Here is an 11585-nt window from a genome sequence, read left to right on the forward strand (position 1 = left end):
AACCCATCGATATCAGCCAGATTCAGGATGAGTTCGCTTCAGGAACCCCCTTGAAGGTAAGGCAGGGGATCGGTTAATCCCAATTCTGTAAATGCGGCTAAACGTAACTGACAAGAGTCACAGACTCCACAAGGGCGATCGCCTCCAGCATAACAGGACCAGGTTTTCTCCCAGGGAACCCCTAAGCGATTCCCCAGTTGGATGATTTCGGTTTTTTTCAGATCAATCAGAGGGGTGACAATTTCCGTTGTCTCGGATTCTCTCCCCTGTTTCGTCCCGAGTCGAAAGACATTCTGCATCGCTTGGATGTAGTCGGGACGGCAGTCAGGATAGCCGGAATAGTCGATCGCATTCACCCCAATGTAAACCCGACGGGCATCGGTAGCTTCGGCGTAGGCGAGAGCAAAGCTCAGAAAGATGGTATTTCGAGCGGGAACGTAGGTAGAGGGAATACTCTGAGCCATTTCCTCCAGGGAGCGATCGCAGGGGAGGTCGATTTTGTCGTCGGTGAGGGCGGACCCTCCCCACTGGCGCAAGTCAAAGGAGACGATTTGATGTTCTGCAACCCCTGCCGATTGGGCGATCGCCCTTGCCGCCTCCAGTTCCCGACGATGCCGTTGCTGGTAGTCAAAAGAAATCGCATAACAGGTGTAGCCATCAGCTTTGGCTTGGTAGAGAACCGTGGAGGAGTCCAATCCTCCAGATAATAAAATAACTGCTTTCACGCTTTTTTCTGGGTTAGCCTTTTCTACTATTCTGGCAGGGAGTGGAATGCGATCGGCCCTGAACCTTCCTCTAGGTCCGAGGACTCCACTCCTTCCCTCGGTTGGACCACCTGCAATAAATGTTTACATTTTCCCGTAATTACCTTCATTTTAGTAACATTTTGTATCGTTTTGAAATGATACTTTATGGATTTTTTCTTGCTGATTCGTTAAGCTAAAAAAAAGACGGAGCGGTAGAGGAAAATTTATGGCAACTAATCCGACAGTTACAATCAAACAACCGATGTGGCAAACCATCGTCCTATTCAGCCTGGGGTTCTGGCTGAGTGCCTGCCTGTTGCTCGATCTGGTCATTCTGCCGAGTATGTATGCAGCAGGAATGATGAAAACAGCCGGGTTTGCTTCCGCAGGTTATCTGCTATTTGGAATGTTTAATCGGATTGAATTATTATGTGCTGCGTTAGTTTTGACCGGAATTCTCACAGTAGTTAAACGGCATCAATTTAACGAAAAGTGGACCATTCCTGCTATTATCCTATCCATTATCCTGCTCTTCGTTGTGTTGATTGATACCTATACCTTAACGCCGCAAATGAGCGCTTTGGCGATGCAACTGAATGTATTTGAGCCAGTCCAAGCCATTCCCCCAGTTATGAATCAAATGCAGCAAGGGTATTGGATGCTGGAACTGTTTAAACTGGGTAGCAGCGGCATTTTGCTGAGTTGGATGTATCGCAATCAACAACAACGCCTCGCTTCGTAAGGGTTTTGGGATAGAAATTTTAAGTCAGCAAAAGGCCCCCAGATACCTGGGGGCTTTTGCTTATGCTCAGGGAATTTTGGCCAAACCCAACACCCTTTAAGGGTATTCCAACAAATAAATCATCCAAATTCTTAAGGACTTAAAAATACTCTTGTAGCGGGCTTTGGCAGGCTTCGTCCGCGAGTGCCCCACCATGCTCATGTGTGGGTTTTGGATATTTTATTTTTTGGAGTTCCCTAATTGAATAAAGTAATGCGAGGTTGTAATATCTGGAGCCGGTTTAATCGCTGTCTGAGAGGGCAATTGCGGGGGTTTCGGCTTCGGAGGAAAAGTCTTCTTCGTCCTCTTGTTCTTTGCCGAACAATAAACGCAGGGCCATGATTGCAAAACCCACCGCAGCGATCGCCTTGAGCAAATGGGCAGGAAGGAGTTGCGCGGCACCTTCTCCGACTAAAACGCCTAACAAACTGGCTAAAAGAAGTGCGCCAGCCGTCCCGAAAAATACCGACTGAGGGAATTTTGAGCTACCCCCGAGGGCGATCGCCGCGACTTGGCTTTTGTCTCCTAATTCTGCTAAAAAAATCGTGATAAAACTTACGCCGAGAAGTTGCCAGTCCATAGTCTGCTATCCTGCTTAATTTTTTTAAAGGGTCCCGAAAAACGAGGGAAATGGTGGGGCAAACTGATGAGTGGAATTTAATGCAGAATATCCCACACCAGCATTGCAGAGACAACCAGCAGCACAACTCCCGCTGATTTTTCGAGGGTTTTAGGCGAGATGCGACTTGCTAACCAGCGACCGAGGAGGACCCCTAATAAGCTGGTCGCTACCAATGCAGAACCTGCACCGGCAAAGACAATCCAGGGAGATTGGGATTCAGCGGTCATTAACAGGGTGGCGACTTGTGTTTTGTCTCCTAATTCAGCCAGGAAAATGGTCACGAAGGTGGAAGCGAAAACACTCCAGGCTCCCTGACGGGCTTTAGGCGATCGCGTTTTTGGTGCAGTCTGGGGTGATGGGGTGGGTGGGAGTTGTTCTAGGGAAGTGGGTAGGGTTAGAGCGCGTTCTAGGCAGGCTTCCGCATCGGAGGGGACGGGAGACAAGGTGGGAAGGGTCTCGGTCGCATCGGTGACAGAAGAAGTGTTTGCTGGCATGGAGGGTAACCGCTGTAGTTTTTTAATTTATCTTTCATTATTCCCGACTCTCCCCCAAAAAATCAACCGAAAGGTAGAGGAGAGGTTCCCTATAACCCCGCCCTCTACCCAGAGGAATACTACGGAGGAGATAGAAATCGCTCAAAAGAGAACCAGAGAAGCGGCTTAATCTAGGGGGGGCAGTTCCAGGAGGGAAACCCCAACGGCTTGATTAAACCGGAGCATTTCCAAGCTGCGATCGCCGTGAACGGCCTCGATTTGCTGCTGACAGCATTCGATGGCAAATTCGTCTAATTCCTCGGGTTCAATGCCGTACATTTCCTCAAAGACATCCGGGAGGACCCGACAGAAGCGGGGGCGATCGTCATAAATCGTACATTCCCGGTTGAGCTGATCCAGATGGATGCACCATCCATCTGGCCCTACCATACTCAGATATAAGGCCAAATCTTCCGGGGATAGATACTCAGCCAACTCTGGACGTTCCTCTGGATCCAGATGACAGCACGCTCCACACTGCTTGACACAACGCCAACTCGCCACGGTTAAACACCCCATATAAAACCCTCATGCCTTTTCACAATAGCGCTTTTTACTCCCCGATCGCCGGGGAGTCTCCGTGGCGGGGGCAAATAAAAACTCGGTCTAGGTTCATCTTTTTTTCAGATTTTTGTAAACTTCCTTAAAAAAATGAGCCATTCACTTGATAAAATTGTATGCGGATTTTGATTTACAGTGCGGCAAATCCCCTCTCCCATTCGGGGTAGGGTAAAGCGCTGTTAGTTTTAGATATCTACTCAGAAAGGCATCGTTGGGAGGAAAAATGGATTTTTTAAGTAGTTTTGCAAGTAACCTCAATCTGGAAGTAATTCTTCAACTCACTTTCGTGGGATTGATCTTGATTGCAGGTCCAGTTGTCATCTTTTTGCTGGCATTTCGCGGCGGCGATATGTAACAGGCAGGGGATCGAATCACCGCTGCATAAACTCTGTAGCGCTTGCTTTTTCGGGCTTTTTTGTCAAAATCCCAGCTTAGATAAGGGCGATCGCCAATCAAGTCGGGATGTCGGTGTCAAACCCTGCCCCTTGCAGTGTTTTGTCCTTGACGCTCAGTCCCGTGGATAGGTACTCCCTCTGGAGTCCCCTGTAGGACCCTTGATTGCCAACGCCAAGCCTAGAAACTCACCCCTGCACAAAAAGCCTGGGAGAATGGCTCCAGTAAGACTCCGGTGGAGTCTTGCTTTTTCCTAACTCCCAGGGCTTAATGTAGGGTTCTCGAAATTCTCTTCAGGGATCAAAATTTCCCAAAGGGCGATCGCTCAATTGAGTTTTCAATGTTCCCTATAACCCAGGCTACCGGCCTCGGATTGATCACGGTCCATTTCACTGCACCCGGTGTTCAGTGAAATAATGGAGATAGAAATTTGGCTTGAACAGCTTAAAGCACCGAAAACTATCGGGATGAGATCTGGCTCAATAGCCCTGATTCTTCCATCAACTGTTTCAACCGCAAGTATGCCTCTTCTGCTGTCAGGGGTTGAGAGTCGTTCTCACTGGGTAAATAAAATTGACGCTGTTGACCCTGATAGTGAACCATAAAACTAGAGATCACCCCTAAAGAAACGGTGGTTTCTGCAAGTTCTTCTACTGCATCAGATAAGCTATTCTGTTCAGCAAACCATTGTTGACTCATATTCGCCTCTTTAATGCTACAATCGCTCTGGACGGACACAGGAGACTGTAAAAATTGGTCATTCTGTGTCTGTTCTATTGGTTGGCTTAACCCCGGTGGGGAAGCGTAGCCGTTCATCAGGTCCCGTCCCCAAATGACTACTTTAAGAATTCCCGAATTTAGGACAATTGGATCAACCCTTAGATTTCATTTTACTCCGAATTTAGAACCTTAATTCTGAATCAAACTGTTGGGCAAGCGCACCGATTGGCGTCCTAATTTCACAGTTTTGGGGACCTCTATCACCGGACTGCGACCCTTGCCGGAACCTCTTGGTGATGATCGCAAATCTGTTCTACCACTGGAAACAAACTTCATGAGTTGATCTCGGGTTTGATAGAATCTCAGCCCAGAAAGTCCAGTGCAATACCGTCTGACTCCGATACTAATCTTGATGATTCATTAAGAACGTAGTATCGAGGTAATTCATGAATTCCCCTGACCTGGGGAGACTAGATGAGTTAGAAGTTGAAGTCAACAGGGGTTTAGACTCACTATAGAGTTAAATTTATCCCGACGACCCTTGTTCCCTAGGATAAGGGGTTTTGGACCCTAATATTTCTATCTGAAGACAGGGGTGGATGTAACGTACTAACGTAGCGACGGATACGAGGGCGTTATTGGCGATCGCCTGGAGTCCTGTAAAAGCAGTTTTTTACCCTTGAAACGGTTACAGAGAATGACATCCCTAGGGTGAATTGACCGGGGGATAGGTTGGGGAATGATGATAATTTGAACAAGATATCCAAAACTTGAATTGCGGCAAAACAAGAGAAAGCACCGTTAAAATTGGTCCTTTCTGGGGGATAATAAAGAAGAGAGACCCGGTTAATTTCCAAGTCTCTCTCTGTTTTTAATGAATGATTTAGGATTATTCTACAACGTGAGCTTCACTGGGTTGAAGTTGCTTCATAGTCTGATTCAGGTTGTTTAATAATTCTTGAATCGTTAAGGGCTTAATAAAATAATAATTCGCCTTTAAACTCTTAATAATTTCTAGCTCTAGTGGCTCGATATAGCTACTCATGAGGATAACAGGTAAGTGTTTCAGATGAGCCGTTTGTCGAATCCAAGCCAGCAATTCTAATCCGGACAAATGGGGCATATTGATATCGGAGAGAATCAAATCCGGTAACTGACCGGACTCCTGGCGATCGCCTGAATTTCCCTGATTCCGAGAGAGGTAATCGATAGCTTCCTGCCCATCATTGACTGTCTTTATTTCCGCTTCGGCCCAAAAAGTCGAATGTTCCCAGGTGAGTTTTAAGATATTGGCATAAGCGAGATTATCTTCAACAATTAATATTTTTTTGCGCGTGGCTACTCGATTCATAAGTCCATTCCTCTCCATTTATTTATTTATTGTTGATGTCCGGTAGAGATACTTTCTACTTGGAATGAATAGAAATTAGGTTACAGGGAAAATAATTTCTATCTAAAAAATTAATAAGCTGATGTTGACGATGATTTTCAAGGGAAATTCATGAGACTCCTAATCCAATTTTTGCGAAATAAATATTTAATATCTGATTCAGACAAAATAATTTATCTCATTTTAAGTGCCAAATAATTGGAAAATAAGCCTTACTGTTTACTCACTTTTACTGACTATATACTGACTCTAAGCCCAGGAAAAAGTTTCCTGTTTTAAGGAAACTTGATTCTGTTAAGAGCCGAATTTACTTCGTAAAAATTAAGTATCTTCATAGATTCTAAGACCCAGACTAGAGTTCATCCTCTATCCCGAGAGAGAATTATTCTTGATTTTTTTTTGTATCCCTGGCTACAATCAAGACTGAAACCCTTGTGGATGATGGAGTTTAGCTGGCTCCCCTGCCCCGGGGAAGGGTCCTAGATTTTCCAGAGACTGGGTGACTGACCGGGCTATCCCGGGTTTTGGACCCTGGGGCGATCGCCCTTGGGGAGGATGGTCACCCCAAAAGGAAGGATTGAAGAACAGAGGATTTTGTCCCTCGGTTTGCAGGGTTTAAACAAACCCCTTCAAAACTTGCCTATTCATAATAACTAGGGTATAATTATTTCAACCCTAATTTTCAATATTTTCGAGACGAAAACTAGAAAGCCAGGAGTTAAATCCAGTAACCCCAATAACTAACACCCAACTGAGAAAATTGATCAGGAGGAAGATATTTTTAATATCGATGTATTTACCCAGTATATTACGACGATGAATCAGCGAATTGAAAGCCTGTATTACCGCAGTTCTGAAGATTCGGCGATCCAGTACCCCAGTGAGTTACTGCCGATCGCCTTTAAAGAACTCGGGACCGCTTCGGAAGAGTTGCTCGTTGCCTTAGAACAACTGGCCGAACAGCAGGAACAAATCGTTGAATCTCACACCCAACTAGAAGCAGAACGCAGGCGTTATCAAAGCCTATTTGAGCAAGCACCCCATCCTTACATCGCCCTGGATAGTGCCGGTGCGATCGCCTCGGTAAATCGTGCCGCGACCCGATTATTCGACTGCACTCACGGATTGCTACTGCACAAACCCGTCAGTATTTTGGTGCCGATGGAGGGGCGACGGGCGTTTCGGGAAGAACTGAAAAGGCGGCAACAGGTGGAGGACAATCAGGAGTGGCAAGTGAGACTCTATTCCCCCCATCGGGAACCCTTTGATGCGGTGCTGACCCTATCGGGGGAACGGGATGCCTGGGGTAACATTGTTTCTATATGCCTCTGTATCCGAGACATCAGCGATCGCCAGCGATCGCAAGCCCAGAAAAGAAAGAACACCGAGGACCTATTCTGCGATCGCACCCGGCATAGTTTTTCCAAAGGAGAAAATATCCCCTTACAACCGGATGCTCTCTGGCTGATCTGTAAAGGGTGGGTCAAATTCAGTACCCTGACGGAAAACAATGGCGAGGTGCTCATGGGAATAGCGGGTCAAGGAATCCCCTTTTGTCGGACTTTAACGGCCCTGTCCATCTATCAAGTAACAGCCCTTTCCCAAACTGTAGAATTAATCGCGATTTCTCACCGGGAAATGCCTCAGTTTCCTCACTTAACTCAGTTGATTGCTGAAGGCGTCACTCAGCGATTACAGCAATCTGAATTGTTATTATCCGTCTATGGGAGAAGACGAGCCAGCGATCGCCTCCTGACCCTGCTCCAGGTTTTAAAAACCATCTTAGGCGAACCCGTTGCCACCGGAACCCGCTTGAGTCTGCGCCTCACTCATCAGGAACTCGCCGAAGCTTCCTGCACAACTCGGGTTACCGTTACCCGCCTCCTGAGCGAGTTACAGCACCAAGGAAAAATTACCATCGATAACACCAATCATATTACTATTTTGGAATAGTGCGATTAATGCAAGGACGATCGCCAATTAATTTGAGCTAATTTTTCCGGGGGAAAAGCATACCAACGATACAACCGTTCTAATTCGCGATCGAGGGTTTGGGTGGGAGGAAATTCCGGATAGGAATCGCCCAATTCTCGTAAAGCAGCCAGCAATGTACTCGGTGCCACCCACAATTCTTGCCCGAGTTGCACCAGGTTCAAAGGTTGAGTCCCTAACTCCTGGAGGCGATCGCGCAGGTGCGATCTCAACTGCATCGGTGACTGCAAAGGCGGTAAATGATTGTAAACATAAACCTGACGCGGCATCCCTTTCCCCAGTAACCATTGCAAATGTGTACCCGAAGGGGGTAACGTCCAAAGCAACAAAGTATCACAGGGACGCTTGGGAAAGTTCCACTCAATTTCACAAGCTGTCGCACCAATTTCCGGTCTACCGGCACCATAGAACAACACCCGACCCTCTAAGTGAGTGAGTAAGGATTGTAAGGGAATTCCCGATAACCATTCTGGATTAACCGTCACCGGAGGTGCTTCCGGGAGTACCAGAGTCACCGCAGACGCAGTAACTCCTAATGTTGTCAGGGGAAGGGATTCCTGGACTGCTTGTTTTTGTGGCGTTTTCAGCGATCGCCGGACTGGGGGTTGGGGTGGCACAGACTCTCGGGTAATCTCACTAGGGCGACTGTCTTCGTTCTCAGGCAGACGGGCGCTGATCAGTTCTAATTCTACATTGGTATTCCCATTCCAAGTATTTTCCCGCAACTTATAGGCCACATCAATGTATCGAGGCAGGGGAAAATAATCCCCCCAGCGCCATGCAATCCCTTGAATCCGACGCGGGGTGGCAATTTTGGGCGAATCGGGGTGGAAACTGTGAGTTGAGCTTTCTAGGGTAACTTTAATATGTCCTTTGCCGACAATGCGCTGTTCCACCACTTCCACATTGGGCGTCCAGAATACTGGGGATGGGTTTTCGATGCCGCAGGGGTGGAGGCGATCGATTTCTCGGTATAAGTCGAGGTCAATTTGCTCAAATTCAGCTAACACATTAATCGCGATCGCCGGTTTGAGATGATGGGGTTCCAGACATCCATGAGCAAACTCACTTAAACCTTGGCGAAACCCGTCTAAGTTCTGGGTACTTAAGGTAAATCCCCCTGCCGCCCGATGTCCGCCATATTTTCCCAACCAGCGATCGCAATGCTGCATCGCCTCAAACACATGAAATTCCGGAATACTCCGCGCCGATCCTCGAATCTTGTCCTGATGCTCATCCTCATAAGTGCCAATAAATACCGGCACTCCGTATCGTTCCACCAAGCGAGAGGCCACAATACCAATCGTACCATGATGCCAACCCGGTTGGACTACCACCAACACCCGACTGCCTAAGTAGTCCATGCCACTACTTTCAATCCAGGCGATCGCCTCCGCCTCAATAGTTTCGCACATCTGCTGCCGGTCCTGATTGAGTTGTTCGCACTGCATCGCCCGAGTTAACGCAATCCCTGGATCATCCGTCGTCAGCAGTTCGATCGCAATCTGCGGGTCGCCAATCCGTCCCACCGCATTAATTCGCGGTCCCAACCGAAAGCCAATTTCATCCGGTTTCATCGCCTTAGCGCCCTTCCCCCCACTGCTGCTGGCACCGGAAACCTGAATTAAAGCTTGTACCCCCGCTAACTCCGACTCCGGTAACTGCCGCAATCCCCGTTTTACCCAGCGGCGATTCACTCCCGTTAACGGGGCTAAATCCGCAATAGTTCCGAGGGTTAATAATTCTCGTAAAGGTTTGATTAAGGGTTGGGATTGACCCAACTTTTGTGCTAAACAAATGGCTAAAATATAGGCCACTCCCACCCCAGCAACTCCCCGATAGGGAGACGCTTCTCGAATCAGTTTCGGATTGAGAATTGCTGTTGCCGGAGGCAGTTCATCCGGGAGTTCATGGTGGTCCGTAATAATCGCATCCATCCCCAATTCTCGGGCGAGGGCAATGGGTTTTACGGCGGCAATACCATTATCTACCGTTAAAATAATTTGCACCCCTTCCCCGTGGAATTCCCGAACAATCCGCTCATTAATGCCATATCCTTCTGCCATGCGACTGGGAATGGCATAATCCACATTTGCACCCAATGCGCGTAATGCCCGCATTAACAGGGCGGTACTGGTCATGCCATCGGCATCATAGTCGCCACAAATGGCAATTTTCGACCCCTTGGCGATCGCCTTTTCTAATAGTTCTACCGTCAGTGCCAAGTCTGGGAAGTCATCCAGTGGGGAGGGCAGAATCACCGATTCCGGGTCTAAAAATGCCTGCACTTCTTCTACGGTTTCGATGCCGCGATCAATGAGTGCTTGCGCCAAAATTGGTGGCAGCGCCACTGCCTCAGCAATCTGCTGGGCGAGTTCGGGTTTTTGAGGATAAATCTGCCATCTGTGATTGGGTAAACGGATCGCGGTACTCGGAACCATAACGTTATCCCTGGGTCTGATTGGAGTTGCCATTATCTATCCTATCAGCCCAGGGCGATTAATTTTCATCTAATTTTACCCCATACCAACGCAGTCACCGGCTAATCGGTAAACCATAACCCCGGTTCCGCTTCCAAGCGTTGGGCAAAGTCTTTGAGGGGTGCATAAGCGCCGGTTTCTACCTGTTGTACAGGATTTCCCGCCGTTTCCCAAGGGAAGGAGAGTAAGGGGGCTAATCCTTCCCCGGGATTACGCTGTTCTTCTCCTCCGAGGTAAAATAACAGATTACTATCCTGGCAAATTCCCCCAGACTGTTCTACCAAACAAACCGCATTGTTATTATGAACTCGTCCGGTAGAAAGTGCCATTGTGGATAACTCTTGACCTGTTAAAGCTACAATTTTATTTAAACTGGAAGTAACTAACCGACAGCGGTTTAAACCCGAGTCAGCAGCGGTATGATTCCAGTTCAACAAAGGCAGTGGAATCGACCCCTTGCCGGTATAAGCAAAGGTGGCTAAACCCCCTTCATATTCCACACAACCAAAAACTGTAGATGTGACGGTTCTGGGAGGGATGTCTACCCCCCAGTCTTGAATTCTAGCGGTGAGTTGACTACTGATTCCATTGTTTCTAAACTGGTTATTCTCCGCGAGGGGGGATTGGGCCAATCCCAGGGTTAAAATTCCATAATTCTGATTATTTTCCAGAATATTGCCTTGAAGAGTCGGGTTTGCTGATGCGGTGATCACGATGCCGTTGCGGTTGCCACGAATATGATTGTCCGTAATTGATGGATTGGCCATACCTGCGATCGCCACCCCAATGCCATTGTTTGTAAAATCATTATTTCTAATCTCTCCCGCCCCTTGCTGGAGGATGGAAATTCCATTTCCCCCATTATTAACAAACCGATTCTTTTCAATGATTGGGATGGCGCTTCCTCCGATTAAAATGCCTTCTCGGGGATTATCCATTAAGGTATTATTGCGAATCAAAGCGGTTGTGGTATCTTCCATCCAAATTCCCGTTCCCTTGGGATGTGGATTCGTCAGAGTTATCCCTAAAATTTGGCTATTGCTTCCAGCAAATATAGTATAATTTTGTCGTCCAGCGGTGCGAGTTGAAGCAATTCCTCCCCCGCGAATGATTACCCCTTCTCCCTGCTGGGATTCATTGCCGATTAAAATTACCCCCGGATTCAGTTTCAGGGGAAAGGTTTCCCGGGCGCTATACAATCCTGGGGCTAGATAAATTACGGTTCCGGGACTTGCACCTTGTAGCGCATAAGAGATACTGCGAAAGGGATTTTCTGGGGTGATTCCGGCAGTGGCGGCATTAGTGCCCTGATTGGGGTCAATATAATAAATGGTTTGTGCGGAGGCGATCGCCTCTAGGGATGGCGT

The 11585-nt window shown here is 47.6% G+C and carries 12 protein-coding genes; 3 read left to right on the plus strand and 9 right to left on the minus strand.

The window, feature by feature from the left end:
* Window positions 1-38: 38 nt before the first annotated feature.
* Both queC and J0895_RS26335 read right to left on the minus strand, forming a co-directional pair.
* A complete protein-coding gene (queC, locus tag J0895_RS09020; protein ID WP_207087774.1) occupies window positions 39-725 on the minus strand; it encodes a 7-cyano-7-deazaguanine synthase QueC in 687 nt (228 codons plus the stop codon).
* Between the two features lie 26 nt (window positions 726-751).
* Entirely contained in the window at window positions 752-874 is a 123-nt protein-coding gene (locus tag J0895_RS26335) for a hypothetical protein (protein WP_277989811.1), read from the minus strand.
* Between the two features lie 98 nt (window positions 875-972).
* On the opposite strand from J0895_RS26335, the gene J0895_RS09025 reads away from it, so the two are divergent.
* The gene (locus J0895_RS09025; RefSeq protein WP_207087775.1) at window positions 973-1488 is read left to right on the plus strand and encodes a DUF4149 domain-containing protein; all 516 of its coding nucleotides are present in this window, start codon (window positions 973-975) and stop codon (window positions 1486-1488) included.
* 280 nt (window positions 1489-1768) lie between these two features.
* Here the strand turns inward: J0895_RS09025 and J0895_RS09030 are convergent, their stop codons facing one another.
* The 3 genes from J0895_RS09030 to J0895_RS09040 form a co-directional block, all read right to left on the minus strand.
* Window positions 1769-2107 carry a TMEM165/GDT1 family protein gene (locus J0895_RS09030; RefSeq protein ID WP_207087776.1) on the minus strand — a complete coding sequence of 113 codons (339 nt, stop codon included), beginning with the start codon at window positions 2105-2107 and terminating at the stop codon, window positions 1769-1771.
* 77 nt (window positions 2108-2184) lie between these two features.
* Window positions 2185-2643, minus strand: coding sequence for a TMEM165/GDT1 family protein (locus J0895_RS09035; protein WP_207087777.1), 459 nt, complete (start codon window positions 2641-2643; stop codon window positions 2185-2187).
* A 165-nt stretch (window positions 2644-2808) separates the two neighbouring features.
* Entirely contained in the window at window positions 2809-3201 is a 393-nt protein-coding gene (locus J0895_RS09040; protein WP_242541163.1) for a YkgJ family cysteine cluster protein, read from the minus strand.
* Window positions 3202-3466: 265 nt separating this feature from the next.
* Between J0895_RS09040 and psb30 the strand changes: the two genes are divergently transcribed.
* Window positions 3467-3598, plus strand: coding sequence for a photosystem II reaction center protein Ycf12/Psb30 (psb30, locus tag J0895_RS09045; RefSeq protein WP_044196985.1), 132 nt, complete (start codon window positions 3467-3469; stop codon window positions 3596-3598).
* Between the two features lie 497 nt (window positions 3599-4095).
* On the opposite strand, the gene J0895_RS09050 is transcribed toward psb30, so the two are convergent.
* Complete coding sequence (locus J0895_RS09050; protein WP_207087778.1) at window positions 4096-4452, minus strand: hypothetical protein; 357 nt, start codon at window positions 4450-4452, stop codon at window positions 4096-4098.
* A 793-nt stretch (window positions 4453-5245) separates the two neighbouring features.
* Complete coding sequence (locus J0895_RS09055) at window positions 5246-5707, minus strand: response regulator (protein WP_207087779.1); 462 nt, start codon at window positions 5705-5707, stop codon at window positions 5246-5248.
* Window positions 5708-6562: 855 nt separating this feature from the next.
* Between J0895_RS09055 and J0895_RS09060 the strand changes: the two genes are divergently transcribed.
* The gene (locus tag J0895_RS09060) at window positions 6563-7699 is read left to right on the plus strand and encodes a PAS domain-containing protein (RefSeq protein WP_207087780.1); all 1137 of its coding nucleotides are present in this window, start codon (window positions 6563-6565) and stop codon (window positions 7697-7699) included.
* 5 nt (window positions 7700-7704) lie between these two features.
* Here J0895_RS09060 and recJ read toward each other — a convergent pair whose 3' ends face one another.
* Both recJ and J0895_RS09070 read right to left on the minus strand, forming a co-directional pair.
* Window positions 7705-10179 (minus strand): single-stranded-DNA-specific exonuclease RecJ, encoded by a 2475-nt coding sequence (recJ, locus tag J0895_RS09065; RefSeq protein WP_207087781.1) that lies wholly within the window; start codon window positions 10177-10179, stop codon window positions 7705-7707.
* 101 nt (window positions 10180-10280) lie between these two features.
* The coding region (locus tag J0895_RS09070; RefSeq protein ID WP_207087782.1) for a right-handed parallel beta-helix repeat-containing protein at window positions 10281-11585 on the minus strand (1305 nt) is incomplete at its 5' end.

Source organism: Phormidium pseudopriestleyi FRX01, assembly GCF_017313335.1.
Lineage (GTDB): Bacteria > Cyanobacteriota > Cyanobacteriia > Cyanobacteriales > Laspinemataceae > Laspinema > Laspinema pseudopriestleyi.